This window comes from Mesobacillus stamsii (assembly GCF_030814065.1).
In the GTDB taxonomy this organism is placed as follows: Bacteria; Bacillota; Bacilli; order Bacillales; family Cytobacillaceae; genus Mesobacillus; species Mesobacillus stamsii.
On record NZ_JAUSUN010000004.1, the window covers coordinates 90,605 to 106,736 of the forward strand.

25 protein-coding genes are annotated in these 16,132 nt (G+C 43.9%); all 25 read left to right on the forward strand.

Features of this window, described 5'->3' with window-relative positions; translation table 11 throughout:
• Nucleotides 1–113 precede the first annotated feature (113 nt).
• The 25 genes from J2S25_RS04400 (at nucleotide 114) to J2S25_RS04520 (ending at nucleotide 16,109) form a co-directional block, all read left to right on the forward strand.
• Nucleotides 114–707 carry a phage scaffolding protein gene (locus tag J2S25_RS04400; RefSeq protein WP_307191305.1) on the forward strand — a complete coding sequence of 198 codons (594 nt, stop codon included), beginning with the start codon at nucleotides 114–116 and terminating at the stop codon, nucleotides 705–707.
• A 16-nt stretch (nucleotides 708–723) separates the two neighbouring features.
• Nucleotides 724–1,035 carry a hypothetical protein gene (locus J2S25_RS04405; protein ID WP_307191306.1) on the forward strand — a complete coding sequence of 104 codons (312 nt, stop codon included), beginning with the start codon at nucleotides 724–726 and terminating at the stop codon, nucleotides 1,033–1,035.
• 39 nt (nucleotides 1,036–1,074) lie between these two features.
• Entirely contained in the window at nucleotides 1,075–2,097 is a 1,023-nt protein-coding gene (locus tag J2S25_RS04410) for a major capsid protein (protein ID WP_307191307.1), read from the forward strand.
• Nucleotides 2,098–2,111: 14 nt separating this feature from the next.
• On the forward strand, nucleotides 2,112–2,393 hold the full coding sequence (locus J2S25_RS04415) for a hypothetical protein (protein ID WP_307191308.1): 282 nt from the start codon (nucleotides 2,112–2,114) through the stop codon (nucleotides 2,391–2,393).
• A 3-nt stretch (nucleotides 2,394–2,396) separates the two neighbouring features.
• Nucleotides 2,397–2,768 (forward strand): head-tail connector protein, encoded by a 372-nt coding sequence (locus J2S25_RS04420; RefSeq protein WP_307191309.1) that lies wholly within the window; start codon nucleotides 2,397–2,399, stop codon nucleotides 2,766–2,768.
• A 2-nt stretch (nucleotides 2,769–2,770) separates the two neighbouring features.
• Nucleotides 2,771–3,136 carry a hypothetical protein gene (locus tag J2S25_RS04425; RefSeq protein ID WP_307191310.1) on the forward strand — a complete coding sequence of 122 codons (366 nt, stop codon included), beginning with the start codon at nucleotides 2,771–2,773 and terminating at the stop codon, nucleotides 3,134–3,136.
• The gene (locus tag J2S25_RS04430) at nucleotides 3,136–3,528 is read left to right on the forward strand and encodes an HK97 gp10 family phage protein (protein WP_307191311.1); all 393 of its coding nucleotides are present in this window, start codon (nucleotides 3,136–3,138) and stop codon (nucleotides 3,526–3,528) included. Before J2S25_RS04425 ends, J2S25_RS04430 begins: the two co-directional genes overlap by 1 nt.
• Nucleotides 3,525–3,923 (forward strand): phage tail terminator family protein, encoded by a 399-nt coding sequence (locus J2S25_RS04435; protein WP_307191312.1) that lies wholly within the window; start codon nucleotides 3,525–3,527, stop codon nucleotides 3,921–3,923. The genes J2S25_RS04430 and J2S25_RS04435 overlap by 4 nt, the downstream gene beginning before the upstream one ends.
• Nucleotides 3,923–4,096: a hypothetical protein gene (locus J2S25_RS04440; protein WP_307191313.1), complete on the forward strand. Its 174-nt coding sequence runs from the start codon at nucleotides 3,923–3,925 to the stop codon at nucleotides 4,094–4,096. Before J2S25_RS04435 ends, J2S25_RS04440 begins: the two co-directional genes overlap by 1 nt.
• On the forward strand, nucleotides 4,096–5,406 hold the full coding sequence (locus tag J2S25_RS04445; RefSeq protein WP_307191314.1) for a phage tail sheath C-terminal domain-containing protein: 1,311 nt from the start codon (nucleotides 4,096–4,098) through the stop codon (nucleotides 5,404–5,406). The genes J2S25_RS04440 and J2S25_RS04445 overlap by 1 nt, the downstream gene beginning before the upstream one ends.
• 14 nt (nucleotides 5,407–5,420) lie before the next feature.
• Complete coding sequence (locus J2S25_RS04450) at nucleotides 5,421–5,882, forward strand: phage tail tube protein (protein WP_307191315.1); 462 nt, start codon at nucleotides 5,421–5,423, stop codon at nucleotides 5,880–5,882.
• A gap of 25 nt (nucleotides 5,883–5,907) precedes the next feature.
• Nucleotides 5,908–6,309, forward strand: a complete 402-nt coding sequence (locus J2S25_RS04455) for a phage tail assembly chaperone (protein WP_307191316.1) — start codon at nucleotides 5,908–5,910, stop codon at nucleotides 6,307–6,309.
• Nucleotides 6,310–6,500: 191 nt separating this feature from the next.
• Nucleotides 6,501–8,798 carry a tape measure protein gene (locus J2S25_RS04460; RefSeq protein WP_307191317.1) on the forward strand — a complete coding sequence of 766 codons (2,298 nt, stop codon included), beginning with the start codon at nucleotides 6,501–6,503 and terminating at the stop codon, nucleotides 8,796–8,798.
• A complete protein-coding gene (locus J2S25_RS04465; RefSeq protein WP_307191318.1) occupies nucleotides 8,798–9,466 on the forward strand; it encodes a LysM peptidoglycan-binding domain-containing protein in 669 nt (222 codons plus the stop codon). Before J2S25_RS04460 ends, J2S25_RS04465 begins: the two co-directional genes overlap by 1 nt.
• Nucleotides 9,467–9,473: 7 nt before the next feature.
• Nucleotides 9,474–10,436, forward strand: coding sequence for an XkdQ/YqbQ family protein (locus tag J2S25_RS04470; RefSeq protein WP_307191319.1), 963 nt, complete (start codon nucleotides 9,474–9,476; stop codon nucleotides 10,434–10,436).
• The gene (locus J2S25_RS04475; protein WP_307191320.1) at nucleotides 10,436–10,753 is read left to right on the forward strand and encodes a DUF2577 domain-containing protein; all 318 of its coding nucleotides are present in this window, start codon (nucleotides 10,436–10,438) and stop codon (nucleotides 10,751–10,753) included. The genes J2S25_RS04470 and J2S25_RS04475 overlap by 1 nt, the downstream gene beginning before the upstream one ends.
• A 5-nt stretch (nucleotides 10,754–10,758) precedes the next feature.
• Nucleotides 10,759–11,172: a DUF2634 domain-containing protein gene (locus J2S25_RS04480; RefSeq protein ID WP_307191321.1), complete on the forward strand. Its 414-nt coding sequence runs from the start codon at nucleotides 10,759–10,761 to the stop codon at nucleotides 11,170–11,172.
• On the forward strand, nucleotides 11,165–12,220 hold the full coding sequence (locus J2S25_RS04485) for a baseplate J/gp47 family protein (RefSeq protein ID WP_307191322.1): 1,056 nt from the start codon (nucleotides 11,165–11,167) through the stop codon (nucleotides 12,218–12,220). Before J2S25_RS04480 ends, J2S25_RS04485 begins: the two co-directional genes overlap by 8 nt.
• Nucleotides 12,217–12,771, forward strand: a complete 555-nt coding sequence (locus J2S25_RS04490; protein ID WP_307191323.1) for a putative phage tail protein — start codon at nucleotides 12,217–12,219, stop codon at nucleotides 12,769–12,771. The genes J2S25_RS04485 and J2S25_RS04490 overlap by 4 nt, the downstream gene beginning before the upstream one ends.
• Nucleotides 12,771–14,105 carry a hypothetical protein gene (locus J2S25_RS04495; RefSeq protein ID WP_307191324.1) on the forward strand — a complete coding sequence of 445 codons (1,335 nt, stop codon included), beginning with the start codon at nucleotides 12,771–12,773 and terminating at the stop codon, nucleotides 14,103–14,105. The genes J2S25_RS04490 and J2S25_RS04495 overlap by 1 nt, the downstream gene beginning before the upstream one ends.
• 13 nt (nucleotides 14,106–14,118) lie before the next feature.
• Nucleotides 14,119–14,475: a hypothetical protein gene (locus J2S25_RS04500; RefSeq protein WP_307191325.1), complete on the forward strand. Its 357-nt coding sequence runs from the start codon at nucleotides 14,119–14,121 to the stop codon at nucleotides 14,473–14,475.
• A gap of 12 nt (nucleotides 14,476–14,487) precedes the next feature.
• Nucleotides 14,488–14,703: a hypothetical protein gene (locus J2S25_RS04505; protein ID WP_307191326.1), complete on the forward strand. Its 216-nt coding sequence runs from the start codon at nucleotides 14,488–14,490 to the stop codon at nucleotides 14,701–14,703.
• An 80-nt stretch (nucleotides 14,704–14,783) separates the two neighbouring features.
• Nucleotides 14,784–15,053 (forward strand): hemolysin XhlA family protein, encoded by a 270-nt coding sequence (locus J2S25_RS04510; RefSeq protein ID WP_307191327.1) that lies wholly within the window; start codon nucleotides 14,784–14,786, stop codon nucleotides 15,051–15,053.
• Nucleotides 15,053–15,295, forward strand: coding sequence for a phage holin (locus tag J2S25_RS04515; protein ID WP_307191328.1), 243 nt, complete (start codon nucleotides 15,053–15,055; stop codon nucleotides 15,293–15,295). The genes J2S25_RS04510 and J2S25_RS04515 overlap by 1 nt, the downstream gene beginning before the upstream one ends.
• 94 nt (nucleotides 15,296–15,389) lie before the next feature.
• The gene (locus J2S25_RS04520; protein WP_307191329.1) at nucleotides 15,390–16,109 is read left to right on the forward strand and encodes a peptidoglycan recognition protein family protein; all 720 of its coding nucleotides are present in this window, start codon (nucleotides 15,390–15,392) and stop codon (nucleotides 16,107–16,109) included.
• Nucleotides 16,110–16,132 lie beyond the last annotated feature (23 nt).

Here is a 16,132-nt window from a genome sequence, read left to right on the forward strand (position 1 = left end):
TCTCGGAGCTATCCGTAAATAGCGACTGGCCATGTTAGCATTTGTGGGCGTAAACTACCAAAGCCTCATGAGGTCGTGACCTCGTAAAAAAACGTATTGAGAGGAGATCCACAATGAAAAGAGATTTCTTAGAAGGCCTTGGACTGGAAAAAGAGGCTATTGATAAAATCATGGCAGAACACGGGAAAACAGTCGAGGCACAGAAGCAAAAGGCAAATGAATTGTCTTCAAGTCTGGATGACCTGAAGAAGCAGCTGGACGCAAGGGACGCAGACCTCAAAGACCTGAAGAAAAAAGCGGAAGGCAATGAGGAGCTGCAAACTAAGTTTGCTGACCTTGAGAAGCAATACAAAGTCGACAAGGAAGCATACGAAACTAAGCTGAAGGATGCACAATTGGCAAGCGCAGTTAAGCTAGCACTTGCTGGGAAGGTCCACGATGCTGACCTTGTATCCACGTTGTTGGATAAAGCAACGATTGAAGTAGGCGAGGATGGATCAGTAAAGAAAGGGCTGGATGAGCAAATCAAGACTCTCAAGGAATCCAAGCCCTTTTTGTTTGTGCCTGAACAGCCGGCTAAGCCTTCTGGATTCAGAGTAGGAGGCACAAAGCCTGGAACAGGCACAACCGATGAAACACCAGGTTCGCTTTTTGCTAAACAAGCAAACGAAGCGGCCAAAGTTTCGGAAAATAACCCATGGAAATAAGAAAGGAGCATAACACATGCCGTATGTAAAAAAGCAAACAGCAGAACGTATTAACTTTTTAGCAAGTGCACGTTATCAAAATTTCACTGAGCAGATCTCTGATGCCGGAGTAACTGCCAATGCAGAAGGACGTAAAATCGTTCCTGCAGGTACAATCTGGCCAGCAAACGATGCCACAGCTAAAGGCATCCTGTTCAGTGATGTAGATGTGACTGAAGGTCCACAGCCAGGAGCAGTGATGGTTGAAGGGTATGTCCTTGAAGCACGTCTACCTGTTGCGCCAGCTGCTCTTGCGAAAGATGCATTAACCAAAATCACATTCCGCTAAAATCGATTAAATTTTGAATAGAAAAGGAGCTAAAACACTATGCCAGATGTATTAGAATTATTTAACCAATCCGAACTGTTGACTTATACTAGCCAACGCCAGTACCCTGCACTGTTGGGTGAAACGCTATTCCCGGAGAATAAGCGTCAGAGTCTGAAATTCGACATGATTAAGGGTGCAGGTTCCCTGCCTGTCGCAGCTAATGTTCACGATTTTAACACAGAAGCTGAGATCGGCTCTCGTGAAGCTAGCGCAATGGCATTGGAGCTTGCGTTGATCAAGCGTAAGATGCAAATGAAGGAAGAGGATATCATCGCTCTTAACGCACCTCGTAGTGCTGCTGAGCAAGAGTACCTGATGAAGAACGTATTCAATGACGTGGATACACTTGTTAACGGTGTTCGCGCTCGTGTGGAAGCAATGCGCATGGAAGCACTTGCTAGTGGTGTTGTGACATTGCAAAGGAACGGTTTGAATATGGAAATCGACTATCAAGTGCCTGATGAGCACAAGGAGGCTCTAGCGGGCACAGCTGCATGGACAGATGCATCATCTGATCCTATCGGTGACCTTGAGCGCTGGGCAGATACGCTGCCAACACGTCCGACTCGAGGCCTGACATCAAATGCAGTCATGCAAGCATTAATGCGCCATCCTAAGATTGTTGGTGCGCTCTTCGGCACAGGTTCACAGCGTGTACCTACACGACAGGACTTGAATGCTTTCCTTGAGCAGCATGGCCTTCCTGTTCTTGCTGCTTACGACAACAAGTATCGTGTTCAAAACGCTAACGGTACGTACACTCAGAAGCGTTATTTCGCTCAGAATGCGCTTGTGTTGTTCAGCGAAGGTACTCTTGGAGAGACCATTTACGGACCTACTCCTGAGGAAATCCGCTTAATGCGTGATCCAGCAATCGATATCACTAAGGTCGGAAATATCCTGGCTATGGTTTATGAAGAGACTGTTGATCCAGTCGGCACTTGGACAAAAGCTGTTGCTACTGCGCTACCTTCATTCGCTGCAGCTGATGAAGTATTCCAGGCAAAACCAATCGCATAAGGAGGCTATTTCTAATGATCGTCAAAGTAAAAGGAATTAATGTCCGTTATAACGGCAAGTCCTACGTCAAGGGTGAGGAACTGTCCATCCAAGACGAACACATGCGCGAGGACTTGTTTGATTTTGTCGCTGAGGAACCTAAGAACCCGGAGAACACAGGGGATGGCGAGCTTGAATACGACAAGATTACCAGAGAGCAGATCATCGACATTCTGGAGAAGGATGAAGTTGATTTCAAGAAGTCAGCAGATAAAAAAGAATTGTTCGAGGTCCTTAAAAACCACCTCGAAAAATAGGAGGTGGAGGACTTGGACGTTTTTGAGATCGTAAAGGCAAAAGTACCGTCAGAACAACTGCCTAGTGATGATGTCCTGGCTCTGTATGTTGCGGAGACAGGACAGGCTATCAAGAACTTTTGTAATATCCAATCGGTACCTAGCGAGCTAGTTTTCACCCATGCAGAGATGACCATCGATGCCATATCAGCTGATCAACGGCGTCGCCTTCTGAGCAGTACAGGGGAAACACCTAATTCCGTGAAATCGGTAAAAGAAGGCGATGTCCAAGTAACGTTCGAAGGATCTAAACCAGGGTTAGGTGAAGCAGAAGTCGAAAATCTTCTGTTCAACTATAACTCGCAGCTGCTGCGTTTCCGTAAGGTAAGGTGGTAGTTGTGGATATCAAAGCCATAATGAGCAAAGCTATCCCGGCTGTTGAGATGATGTATGATAAGCGGGCCACCATCAAGCGGCACCAGGAGGTTGTAAAACCTAATGGAGCTGACGGAATGGATTGGGTCACCATTTATACCGATGTTCCTTGTAGGTTATCCACAATGGGGCAGTCAACTCTGGATAACTCCAATCAACAGGCTGCTCATGTCATCGACTATGATGAAAAGATGTTCCTTTCTGCAGCATATGAAATTCGCGCTGGTGATATCATCACTATCAACGGTGAGGAATACGAAACGGCGCGAAAGCCATTTAAATATGTATCTCACCAGGAAGTCCGCCTGAAATTCAAGGGGTATGCATAATGGGATATGAATTCTCCGAAATGAAAGTTATGAAAGACAAACTGGTGGATCTTTTGAAGGAGTCTCATAAGATTCACATGCGCATAGCAAACCGAATTGGATTGATGGCAGTTCGAAAGGTGAAAAAAATGACACCTGTTGACACTGGAGACTTGCGGAACAACTGGAAACACTATGTATTTAAACGTGGAGATACGTTTTTCATTGTAGTGTATAACCAGGTTGAATATGCTTCTTTTGTTGAGAAAGGGCACCGGATTGTTGTGGCAGGTCAGACAGTCGGGTGGGTAGAAGGAAAGTTCATGTTGAAACTGACGATGGATGAAATGGAACGGATCGCACCGAGAATGTGGCAGCGTGAAGTCGAGAAGGAAATGAGGGGATTATTTTGATTGATGAGTTGAAGACTCTCATAATCGCCCAACTGAAAAGCGTGTTTCCAGGTTACAAAGTATATGATGAAGACGTGCAGCAGGGGTTGATTACCCCTGCTTTTATTTTGCGCACTCTTACATCAGACCAGGAGCGAAAGCTGGGCATAAATTTAGAACGTACCTATCCATTCGTGATCACTTTTTTTCCTTTGGATGAAAGGTTGTATCATTCTGAATGCGATTTAGTGAACGAGATGTTCTATTCAAACTTCCTCTACATCGCTGATCGGTTTCACGTCCATAATATTCAATCGGAAAAACACGACCGTACTTTGATCATCACATTTTCTATCAAAGTATATTTACAGGATGTTAAAGAAGACATCCTGATGGCAAACTTGGAGGTGCTGTAATGGCAGAGAAGGCCGGTAAACAACAAACCTACAGTAAGCAGGCATTTGTTGATGCAGCTAAAAACAGTAAGGAACGGCTGATTTTACAGGTAGTCCTTAATGATAAGAAAAAGTACACTCAGATCGATGTAAAAAACCTAGTGAATGAGTGGAAGAAGAAGGAGGTTAAGTAATGACTGGCGGAACTTGGGAAACACAAAACAAAGTGCGCCCTGGCGCATATATCAATTTTGAATCAAACACTCCATCTGTGGCTGGTCTTGATTCAGCAGGAAAGTTGATTATTCCTTTGTCCCTCGATTGGGGTCCAACAGGACAATTCGTGGAAGTTAATCCGAAAACAGCGTTCAAATCTCTTTTCGGTAAGGCGCTGGATGACATTAAATCCTTGCGGGAATCATTCAAAGCGACTAGTGATATCAGCGTGTACAATCTATCCGGAGCCGGAGAAAAAGCCACGGCTACGAGCACTCCTTTCATTGCGACAGCAAAATATGGCGGTACTGATGGAAACAAAATAACTGTTGTAGTCACCAAAGGATTGACGGATTCAACAGTTAAGACTTTCTTTGAAGGCAGCCAAGTTGACTCTCAGGTTGTTGCAACTGCAGCGGATCTAGTCGCGAATGATTATGTTGTTTTCTCCGGAGAACTTCCTGCAGCTGATGCCACTCTATCTTTAGCTGGTGGAACAACTGTCGCATCAACAAGTGAATCATATGCAGATTTTGCAACAGCTCTTGATATGCAAAACTTCAAGGTTGTAGCTGTATCGACTTCTGACGAATCCATTAAGCAACTGATGGCGGTAAAGGTCAAACAGTTAAGGGAGTCTCAGGGTAAGAATGTCACTCTTGTTGTCAATGATTACAATACGGCAGATTACAAAGGTGTAGTATCCGTACTAAACGGTGTCACTCTAACAGGTGGAGAAGTTCTACCTGCAGCTGATGCGTTGTACTGGTACGCAGGTGCCTATGCTGCTGCCACAACTAATTCTTTGACCTATGCGGAGTATCCAGGCGCGATCGATGTAGAGCGACTTGGCCATGATGACATCGTTGATGCCCTCAAACAAGGCCATATCGTTTATACGTATGATGCCGGCGCTGATGGAGTGGACCGTGTTGTCGTTGAACAGGATATTAATACTTTCCGTTCCTTCACTCCAGAACACAACCAGGACTTCCGCAAAAACAAGTTGGTCAGGACCATGGATATTATCGCCAATAATGTCCAGCACATCTATTCTCGCTTTTTCATCGGAAAGGTGACCAACAACTTAACCGGAAGGAACCTTTTCAAGGGTCAGATTATGACAGTAGTACTGGATCCACTTGTAGGCAGGGGTGCGATTGATGCTTATATTCCTGATGAGATTACGATCACTGAGGGAGTAGATAAAGACGGTGTCGTTGTTGAAATGTCAATCAAATTTAACGACGCTATGGAAAAACTATACATGACAGTTAACTGTCAGTAGGGAGGGAACGCTGAATGGCCATTTTACAGAATAATGATGTGATCAGCGGTAAGGAAGGTACGGTTTTTGCTACAATTGACGGCCGTGTCCATGAATTTGCTGAAATCGTGAAAATTGAAGCCCGTATCAACTTGTTAAAAGCTGATGTAAAAGCAGTTGGCAAGAGGATGAAGGGCTCGAAGGTAGTTGGTGCTGAAGGTGTTGGCAGCTGGACCATTCACTATCATCGTCCAGAAATGCGCGACTACGTATACAACTTCGTAAAAAACGGTGTTACTCCTCAGATTGATGTCATGATCACGAATGCTGATGTAACCAGCCGTGCAGGAAGGCAGTCAGTACTGCTAAAGAACCTGGTACCGGACAGTGCTCTCATTGCTATGCTTGACGGCGATACTGAAGACACTTTGACGGATGAGAGTGATTTCACTTGGGATGACCTAGAAATCCTCGAACGTTTTAAAACTATCGAATAGATAAGTAGAGAGGGAGATTATACAGATGGGCAATCTTAAAAGCTTCTTAAAGGCCAATGTAAAAAAAGTTGAAAATGTGGAACTGAAACTCGAGCGATTTGACGAACCAATTATCCTTCGTCCTTTAACATCTGCAGAAGGTGATCGAATCACAGAAATGTGTTTTGAGAACAAGGCAGGTAAAAAAGGAAAACAAGAACGAGTGTTTAACCCCGTGAAATACAATCGTGAAATTGCGGTTGCGTCGATTGTCCATCCTGATCTTCAATCTCTTGAGCTTCAGGAAGACTATGGCGTGCGGGGCGCTACAGCATTGTTCAATGAAATGTTTTACGCAGGAGAAGCTACGAAAATCTCTGAGAAGGTTATTGAGCTTAGCGGTCTCGGGGACTCCACTGACGACTTGATCGAAGAAGCAAAAAACTAATAGAAGGAGGGTATGGTGATGATGCGGATCCAGAGGCAAATTATTATCACTATACCCTCCATAACTTTTATTGGACACCGAAGCAATGGTTGGATTTGAATGCTAGAGAAAAAGCTTTAGTGATTGCAAGTATTCAAATCGAGCAGAAAAAGATTAAAAACAAGATGAAAAAGTAGTCAGGAGGTGAATACATGTCAGGTACTCAAACCAGTCTAGGATTACAGGACCGTATGACAGGGCCTCTGCAAAAGATCATAAAGGCGATGGATCAGACAATCTCCACCATGGAGAAGATGAACCGGTCAGCAGGTAACGTAGAAAATCGAGGGTTATCCAGGGCGCGAACAGGATTGCAGTCAGCTTCGGCTGATTTGGAGCGATTCATGTCGGCAGCCCGAACGGCGCGTATAAACGGCACAAGGCCGTTACAAGAACAATTCACCAATCTGCCGGGTCCTATTGGAAGGGCCACGGGCGCTGTGCGGAACTTCTTTTCTAGCTTTGTAGGTGCGGCAGCTGCCTATCTTTCCGTACAAGCGCTGATCAGTGGATTCAACAAGCTGACCACAGCATCTGACACCTACGTTTCAACTGCAGCCCGGCTATCTCTTGTCAACGACGGGTTGCAAACACAGGTGCAGCTGCAGAACGAGGTGTATAACGCGGCCCAGCGGAGTAAATCCGGATATAACGACATGGCAAGCTCGGTGGCAAAGTTGAACCTTTTAGCAGAGGAAGCCTTCAGTGGTAACAAAGAGGCCATTCGATTTGCTGAGCTAATGGGTAAAGCTTTTGCCGTATCCGGTGCATCGACTCAGGAACGTCAGGCAGGTATGTATCAGCTTACCCAGGCAATGGCAGCAGGAAAGCTCCAGGGCGATGAATTCCGTTCCATCATGGAGAATGCGCCGTTACTAGCACAATCCATTGCGGAGTTCACTGGCAAGTCAAAGGGTGAGCTGAAGGATATGTCAGCTGAGGGAACCATCACAGCGGACATCATCAAAGGAGCCCTGTTCAAGGCAGCGGATGACATCGAGGATAAGTTCAGTAAAATGCCGATGACCTTCGGACAAGCCATGACGATGCTGGGTAACTGGGCGACAAGGGCATTTGAACCGATACTCGTAAGGTTCAATCAATTCGTGAACTCAGATGCATTCGGAGTCCTGGCGGGTCACGCAATGTTCTTCGTGAATATGTTCGTCGCAGGAATGGGACTGGTGTTCGACACACTCGAAGGGTTTTACAACAGGGTAGGGGCGATTGGCAGCTTCATGGCCGAGAATTGGTCCATCATCGGACCGATCATCGCAGTTCTCTCAGGTGCCCTGATTGGATATCTCGGGATACTCGGATTAGTAACCGTCGCAACGTGGGCATTGAATGCAGCGAAAGCATTTCAGGCGGCAGCATCAATGGCAGCAACCGGAGCGACATTCGCTCAGACGGTGGCACAGCACGGATTGAATGCGGCAATGTACGCTTTCCCTGGCACTTGGATCCTGATTGCGTTCGTCGCGGTTATCGCACTTGTGGTCTATGCCATGGTCACATGGGGTAACCAGACAGCGAGCGTCATCGGTTTTATAACCGGCCTGTTTTCCGCACTTGGTGTGTACGTCTGGAACGTGTTTGCCACGATGTGGAATTTCATTATTAGTTTTGCCGAGTTCCTGATCAACGTGTTCATCGATCCAACATATGCGGCCAAAAAGCTATTCTACGATTTAGCCAAAGGCGGCATCGATATGATGGCATCGATGGCAGGGTCATTTGAAGGAGCAGCTGACATTCTGGCCAAAGTATTTGTCACAGCAGCCAATATCGCAATTGGCGGCATCAACGGACTGATAGCGGCTCTAAATATGATTCCTGGTGTTGATATTGGCAAGGTAGGTAAGCTTGATGCTGGATCAGTGTCAGGCATCTCAAATAAGTTGCAGAACATGGCCAGCAATTTAAAAGCACCGACAAGTGCCGAGAATGTAGTGAGCCTACCTCGATTAGGCCTTGGTAATGTTCCAGCGGCATTCAATAAAGGTAAAAATGTCGGCGAAAAGTTATCCCTTTCAGCTTCGGAAAAACTAAATGGGGCGATTGATAAGGTTAAGGGATTATTTAAAGGACCTGACCAGGCATCGAATCCATTCAACGGAAAAATTGACGATTCGCTCATCAAGGCTCTCGAGGGAGCAGATAAAATGGGAAATCCACTTGGTGGCGGCAAGGGTAAAAACCCAACCGGAGGAAAACTCGATTCGGTGGGTAAGATCGATGACGAAATCAACATTGCTGATGAAGATCTAAGGTTCCTCAGGGATTTCGCAGAGAACCGTTCAATAAAAGAAGTGAAGGTAACTCTCACTCCTACTGTGAAATTCGAAGGAACAACCGTGAGAGAAGAGGCGGATATCGATAAGATTGTCAGCAAAATCGAAAGCACCATGATTGACGAAATAGCTCGCAGTGCTGAGGGGGCTTACTAATGACCAATGGTATTTATTTGAGTATCAACAATGATACCGAGGGATTTCGGCTGCCTGTTAACCCCGAAAAGATTGAGGTTACAATGAAGGGGTCTGGGGAAGAATTCAAGATTGCGAAGCTAGGAAGTGTCAATGTTCCGAAAGATGTAGAGCTTCAGGAGTTTACAATAGAATCATTTCTACCTGGTCAGAAGTATGCATTTTCGACTTCTGGCCAACAACAACCTAAGTTTTATATCGATAAAATAAAAAAATGGCATGAAGAACGGACTTCTGTTCGTTATATCTATGCTAATGGTGCATTCACGATCAATCTTCTTACGACAATTGAAGAATTCACATACGACGAACAATTCGGATCTAACGATGTGAACTTCAGTTTGCATTTGAAACAGTACAAGCCATTTGGTATTCAGAAAATGAAAATAAAAAAGTCGCCATCCACAAACAAGCCGGTTGCCGTTAAAAAGAAGACGCCGCCTAGACAAAATCCTAAACCACGGTATAAAACCTATTCTCTTGTTAAAGGCGATAGTCTGTGGAAGGTGGCTGAGAAGTTTTTAGGAAGCGGCACCAGATATCCGGAAATCGCTAAACTCAACAATATTAAGAAGAGCGATTATAGAAGGCTGCCAATTGGCCTGAAAATAAAACTTCCTCCGAAATGAGGAGTGCATGATGGAATTCTTAATTGATAATCGCCAGGGCGATGTGTATGACATCCCTATAAGGGATTTAACTTGGAAGACTGAACGAATCGGTAAAGCCGGAACGGTCGAAGCAAGTCTAGTCCTGGAAAACCCTTTAAAGTATCCTATTCAATCAGGGGCAATCGTTCGTGTGATGGATGGCAAACACAAAGTTTTCTACGGATATCTCTTTGATGATGGATATTCAAAAGACAGTGTCATGACCATCAAAGCATATGATCAGCTTCGATATTTGATGAATGAGGACACTTTTGTAATTCCGGCTAGTCCTGCCGACAAAGCCATCTTGACCATTTGTAAGAGGTTCGGTCTAAAAGTTGGCACTTTCGAGAACACAGGTTATGTTTCTCCTGGAATTGTAGAGGATGGGAAAAAGGCTTTTGATGTGGTTTCAAAGTTTTTGGACGCCTCGTTAGTTGCAACCAACCAGAATTATATCCTGTTTGATGATTTCGGCAAATTGTCTCTAAAAAACATCAAGAATATGGTTATAAAAGCAGACGATTTCTATATTGGTGAAGATAGTCTGCTTTTTAGTTTTAATTATAAACGGTCGATTGACAACGACACCTATAACAGGGTTAAGTTCGTTCGGGATAACAAAAAAAGAGGTAAGAGAGAAACCTTTATTTTTGAAGATTCCACAAAGCAGAAAAAATGGGGCCTGCTCCAACACTGGAAGAAAATCGATGAGAACATGACTGATGCTCAGATTAAAGATCTCGGCACAAAATATATCCAGTTGAAAGGAAATCCATCCAGGACTCTTGATATTGAATGCCTTGGTAATTGGAAGATAAGAGCTGGATCCATGGTTTTTATTTATATCGAGAAAATAGGGATAAAAGAATATTTCCTTGTGGATGAATGCACTCATCGATGGAAAGAAGGGATTCATACGATGTCCCTGAAAGTGAAGGTGATTTAATGAGCCTGGTCGATTTAATTAAACGAACTGCCCTGAAAGCAGTAGCAGCTACGAACCCTGTTGAGCATACTTTCGGGGTGGTTAAAACAATAAGCCCATTAAGTGTCGAGATTCATTCAAAACTGACTTTGCCAGAAGAATTCCTAGTCGTCTCCGAGCATTTAACCGTGCACGAAAGAAACGTAATTATCAATAATTCAGCAGAGGCAGTGGTCATGAAATTCAACGATGGCTTAAAACCCGGGGACAAAGTCATTCTTTCTAGAGTCCAGGGCGGCCATCAATATATCGTAATCGATCGTTATAAGGGAGGCTAATTGATATGGTCCTACCCGAAGAAGGGATAACGCTGACGGAAGACATGGACGTCATCGAGGAAGAGAATGCGCCCAATAAAACTTATAAGCTTGATTTTGTCAGGGGTAGATGTCGGGGGTTCATTGATGGACGAGAGGCGATGGAGCAGGCCGTTTTCAAAGTGCTGAATACCAGGAGGTTCGCCCACTTGATTTACTCCGAGGACTACGGCTTTGAGAGTTTGATAGGGTATGAGCAACTTTTCGTAAGAGGGGAACTTCCAAGACGGATTGAAGAAGCTCTTCTGCAGGATGACAGAATTACTTCCATTGAGGATATGACATTAGAATTTATAAAAGACGAAGCATATATTTCATTCACCGCAAAAACGGTTTACGGCGATGTAAATGTGCTGAGAGGGGTGATTCCTTTTGTTTGAGGATAAAACATTCGAGGCCATCAGAGATCAAATACTCGAGTCTATTGATGACTCGATAGATAAGCGTGAAGGATCCGTGATATATGACGCGACTGTTTATATCGCTCCAAAAATAGCGGAACTATATAGCTTTCTGGATGTATTCCTTAGCCTGGCATTTGCTGACACAGCTGATGGTGAGTACCTAACACTGCGTGCTGCTGAATTCGGCGTTTACAGGAAGCTGGCAACACAAGCCGTTAGGAAAGGTGTTTTTCGCGACTCTACAGGAGCCCTTATGGATATCCCTCTCAACACTAGGTTTGCCTATGAGGATGCGACGTTCCTTGTATCCGAACGGATATCAGTGGGTGAGTATAAATTGACCGCTGAACAAACAGGGACCGGCGGGAATAGTGGATCCGGTGAAATCATTCCTCTTCAACCTGTTACTGGACTTGGATCAGCTGTGCTAACGGATGTATTGGTTTCGGCGATCGATGAAGAGTCTGATGATAGTTTAAAGAACAGGTTAAAAATAAGGGTACAACGGCAAGCGACCAGCGGAAATGTGTACCATTATGAACAATGGGCTCTCTCCGTTCCTAACGTGGGTGGTGTGAAGGTTCTGCCAGTTTGGAATGGACCTAATACCGTCAAGGTCGTTCTGGTGAGTAACGAGAGCACTGCAGTTACGCAAGGGACCATTGACGAAGCTGTCGAGCTGATTGAGAAGGAGAGGCCAATCGGCGCCATTGTGACTGTAGTATCAGCAGTAGAATTGCCGGTTAATGTAACGGCTACACTTACCCTGGCTCCAGGAGCAACTGTAGAGGACGTAGAGTCACAGTTTACTGAAGGCTTGAGAGAATACTTGCAGTCTATCGCATTCAAAACCAATGATATTACCGGAGAAGCAGAATTGATTCGGTATACCCGCATTGCAAATATACTTTTGGACTTGCCTCCAATCATTGACTATACCGATCTATTGGTTAATGGCGGAACGGTTAATATCCAACCGGCAACTGAGCAAGTACCGGTAATGGGAACGGTGACCTTCACATGATCACAGTCAATGAAATGGTTATCGAATTAAAGAAAGAGTTGCCTCGTTTCTATGATCAGATTAAGGACTTTTCTGAACTGGTGAATGCAGACGCTTTAGTGTTAACGGATTTGCAAAACTCAGTGGATGATGTCCTTGATCAACTGTTCATCGAAAAAACAACATGGGGACTGGACAGGTGGGAAGAGTTTTTCGGAATATACCCTGACAGTTCGAAGCCTATCGATCAACGAAGATCCGTTTTAAAATCGAAAATTCGAGGCGCAGGGGTAACGACAGTATCTCTTGTGAAAGATGTTGCTGAATCCTGGTATAACGGGGAAATTGAAGTTATCGAGATGCCTGAGAAGGTGGAAATAAAATTCACTTCTAATTACGGTGTACCAGCCAACCTACAAGACGTTAAAAACGCTTTGAGGGAGATCGTTCCTGCCCATCTGTTAATCGAGTATGTATTTCTTTTCATTCTGATTAAAGACATACATCAAAGTATGACTCTTACAGAAGTGGAATCGTTAACCTTGAATAAATTTGCTGGAGGTGACAGCTAATGGCGGAAAACACTCCGAATTTATCATTGTATCTCAAGGATCCTATCGCGGATGGCAATGATACGTTTAATATTGAGACCATGCTTAATGAAAACTTTCGTAAGATCGACAGCTCAATAGGGGGAAAAGCGAATTCAACAGATGTAACTTCGGAAAAAGTAAACGTAATCTCAGCAAAGGCAGTTTCTGATTTACCAGCTGCCTACCCGAATGGAGTTTCTGTATTCACTTTATCTTCGACTGCAGCTGCAGCATGGAGAACCGAAATCGGTCATTCTGCAAACAATGCTGCAATAGTCGAGACATCGAAGGTAACAGGCGGCACGACTGGAGAATATCTCATTTTTCAAAAAGTCTCATTCTACTCGTCTACCCTCGGACAGGAAAAAATAACAGCGGTTTATCAGCGCTCATCTGGCGCAAACAACAGTTGGAAAAGTACATGGCAAAAGGTTGTTTCACCGGAAGAATTTGCGTCGCATCAGGCGGAAAGAGCGTCAAATACAGAATATGGTCATGTAATGATTGGTAATGGAATTAATGTAAATGATGGCGTTATCAGCGTTGCTGAAATGACTGCAACAAATGTTTCAACAACAGATGGTAATGTACAAACAGAGATTGATAGTTTAAAGTCATCTGTCAGTGATGGGAAAACTCAAGTCAAGAACGCTATCACTGGCAAAGGCGGGACAGTTCTTGACGCTGACGGGGATGGGATTCCGAGTTTTTCGGAATTATCGGCTGGAGTGAATGGGATAACCACTGCCGCGATAACGGTTCCGAATGGAACCGCGTTTAGTGGTAAGAGGTTAGCTGGCTTAGACGCATCAGGAAACTTCTATGCTATTGACCTTGTAAAAACTCCAAATACCGCGGTTATGTATGATAAGAATTTTAATTTAATTAAAGAAATTACTTTACCTTACAGCGTAAGAGCCTTTTCAAAAGATTATGTCGTTGATGACGATAGCGGAGCAGGATTAATGAATCTTCGCGATCACAATAAAAATTTAATCCAAACGATTCCCGCTGGAGGAGCTCGAACAATGTGGGGAGCCGTCGGAAATAATCTATATGCTTATTATACCTCGTCGGCTAAGTATGCCCGATTGACCGACTTTAACGGAACCTATCTCGTGAACGTGAATGACACCTCTTACCATTATCATACTTTTCTAAATAAAAAGGGGAATATTATTTTCCTTAAGTTGGCTGGTTTAGGGACAAATTTCACTCCTATTGAGTTTTGGAAATATGTACCGGGAACGGGAATTGTTAAACTTTTGGCAACCGATAATTTCTATTATGGACTTGATATCGCTTATTGGTAAAGGAGAGGATCATATGAAAATTATTAAAATCACAAACCTTATTCACCCGGGAGGCCGAGCTGATTACAAAGGCCTCAACCTTGAACAGATTGTTCCCGGTTCTCAGCTCTACCCGTCTTATGATAATGTGGCATATTTCTTCTATGACGGAGCAGTGACCGAGGGAGGAGACATTTCAATTGTCACTCAAGCAACCTATGACTCTCACAAGCAACGAATCGCAGATGAATTAACGCAAATCGTAACACCGGAAAAACGAATTGAGAACCTAGAACTAGAAAACCAAACGTTAAAACAGCAATTACAACAGACTAACAGTGACTTAGTAGGATTCATGGACTTCTACTTTACAACCACACCAGGAGTATAGGAGGAATAAGCAATGGCAATCTACTCATTCAGAACATCATCTTACGCAAGGGACATTTACCTCTATGGCAATCGTAGATTTGCAGATATTCCATTAGAATACCATGTACCGGTAAAAGAATACGCTGCACTCAATTTTCAGCAGATCCAAATTGATGAAGCGTTAGCAAAGAATTTCATTTCACAGCAAGAGTACGATGAAACAATGGCATACAAAGCAACTTCTTAATGCAACTCAGGAAGATGATGTGCAATAAATAAAGCACCCGTAGAGGTGTATTTTTTATGCTTTCAAGAGGGGGGAACAAATTGGAGGCGACAGAGCAGATGGATATCTGGAAAACTTCAGTGCAAAGAGACATAGAAGAGATGAAAGGTGATATTCGCCGTCTTCAGGACAAGCAATTGTTACAAGACCAAATCATCCAGAACATACAAAGTGATCTTAAAGAAATTAAAGAGGACACAAAATGGCTGAAAAGAACAATAACGACAGCTCTAATCTCAGCCACAGTGATAGGCGTTGTCGGTGGAGTCATTGCCATTGTATTTGAAATATTTAAAGGAGGATCAGTGTAATGAAAAAGGATATCACAACACTTCTGGGGGGCTTCCTAACAGCTCTCCTTTTATTTTTGGGAACGATTGGCATTTCATTTGAATGGTTTAACCAGGATAGTATTAATGCATTTGTAATTCTTGTAGGAGCAGGAGCTGCTTTCGTCATTAACTTGTATGCCGTATGGAAGAACACCTATACATCGAGGAAAGCGCAGCTGCAAAAGAAGGCATTACAGGCTCAGGGCCTGATGAAAAAATAGGAGTGATCATATGCGCTTCCTGAGTTTATTAGAATTGAGGGACTATCGGGACAAACTGACCAAGCACAAAACTAAGAGGTATTTGAGGCGTTCCTTGTTAGATATCAAAAAAATAGCCGTCCATCATGGTGCAACGCGTGAAGGTTCACCTGAAGCATACGCGAATTACCATGTGAATGAACTCGACTGGCCCGAAGTCGCCTACCCTTTGATTATCGGAAAAAACGGAGTCATTTACTGGACAATGGACCTTAATAAAGTCTCATACAACGTCGGTCTCCACAATCGATATACATTGGGGATTTGCATGATTGGAGACTTCAGGCATGACCAACCGACTGTTGCTCAATATCAGTCACTCTATCGTTTGCTGGAAGCACTGAAGATTGATTTCTCGCTTACTGATCAAGATATACTTGGTCATCAAGAGTTTGCCGGTTATGAATGGAAACAGTGTCCGGCTTTAGATATGGACGGTTTGCGCGGACAGTTAGCATCAAAGCAATATAGTCCAGTGATTAATAATTTCAATAACGATAAGAAGATTCTTATCACGCGCCCTGCAGTAGTCAAATTAGCGAAGGAGGATGATGGAGGAATGGCGAACACACTTTTTCAACCGTCGAATGCAGCGATTAAGAAGTCAGCTGAAAATGTCTTAGCAAGGTTATCTAGTTCAACAACACACGGGGATAAAGCAATCGGACGTAATTGGGTTGAGCAGTTGAACCAGGATAAACTTTCGGAAAGTGATGCTGTTGGCCTGCTTTATGTTGCGCTTGATCGAGAGTTAATTCAAGGCAGAAAAGAATAACAAATAAGCCCTTCTCAATCGAG

Bases quoted from the DNA above. Each gene is read 5' to 3' on its own strand.
- J2S25_RS04495 (WP_307191324.1), top strand. From the start codon at position 12,771: ATGGCGGAAAACACTCCGAATTTATCATTGTATCTCAAGGATCCTATC.
- J2S25_RS04465 (WP_307191318.1), top strand. From the start codon at position 8,798: ATGACCAATGGTATTTATTTGAGTATCAACAATGATACCGAGGGATTT.
- J2S25_RS04475 (WP_307191320.1), top strand. From the start codon at position 10,436: ATGAGCCTGGTCGATTTAATTAAACGAACTGCCCTGAAAGCAGTAGCA.
- J2S25_RS04400 (WP_307191305.1), top strand. From the start codon at position 114: ATGAAAAGAGATTTCTTAGAAGGCCTTGGACTGGAAAAAGAGGCTATT.
- J2S25_RS04480 (WP_307191321.1), top strand. From the start codon at position 10,759: ATGGTCCTACCCGAAGAAGGGATAACGCTGACGGAAGACATGGACGTC.
- J2S25_RS04450 (WP_307191315.1), top strand. From the start codon at position 5,421: ATGGCCATTTTACAGAATAATGATGTGATCAGCGGTAAGGAAGGTACG.
- J2S25_RS04445 (WP_307191314.1), top strand. From the start codon at position 4,096: ATGACTGGCGGAACTTGGGAAACACAAAACAAAGTGCGCCCTGGCGCA.
- J2S25_RS04430 (WP_307191311.1), top strand. From the start codon at position 3,136: ATGGGATATGAATTCTCCGAAATGAAAGTTATGAAAGACAAACTGGTG.
- J2S25_RS04490 (WP_307191323.1), top strand. From the start codon at position 12,217: ATGATCACAGTCAATGAAATGGTTATCGAATTAAAGAAAGAGTTGCCT.
- J2S25_RS04500 (WP_307191325.1), top strand. From the start codon at position 14,119: ATGAAAATTATTAAAATCACAAACCTTATTCACCCGGGAGGCCGAGCT.
- J2S25_RS04415 (WP_307191308.1), top strand. From the start codon at position 2,112: ATGATCGTCAAAGTAAAAGGAATTAATGTCCGTTATAACGGCAAGTCC.
- J2S25_RS04410 (WP_307191307.1), top strand. From the start codon at position 1,075: ATGCCAGATGTATTAGAATTATTTAACCAATCCGAACTGTTGACTTAT.
- J2S25_RS04455 (WP_307191316.1), top strand. From the start codon at position 5,908: ATGGGCAATCTTAAAAGCTTCTTAAAGGCCAATGTAAAAAAAGTTGAA.
- J2S25_RS04515 (WP_307191328.1), top strand. From the start codon at position 15,053: ATGAAAAAGGATATCACAACACTTCTGGGGGGCTTCCTAACAGCTCTC.
- J2S25_RS04440 (WP_307191313.1), top strand. From the start codon at position 3,923: ATGGCAGAGAAGGCCGGTAAACAACAAACCTACAGTAAGCAGGCATTT.
- J2S25_RS04505 (WP_307191326.1), top strand. From the start codon at position 14,488: ATGGCAATCTACTCATTCAGAACATCATCTTACGCAAGGGACATTTAC.
- J2S25_RS04470 (WP_307191319.1), top strand. From the start codon at position 9,474: ATGATGGAATTCTTAATTGATAATCGCCAGGGCGATGTGTATGACATC.
- J2S25_RS04405 (WP_307191306.1), top strand. From the start codon at position 724: ATGCCGTATGTAAAAAAGCAAACAGCAGAACGTATTAACTTTTTAGCA.
- J2S25_RS04460 (WP_307191317.1), top strand. From the start codon at position 6,501: ATGTCAGGTACTCAAACCAGTCTAGGATTACAGGACCGTATGACAGGG.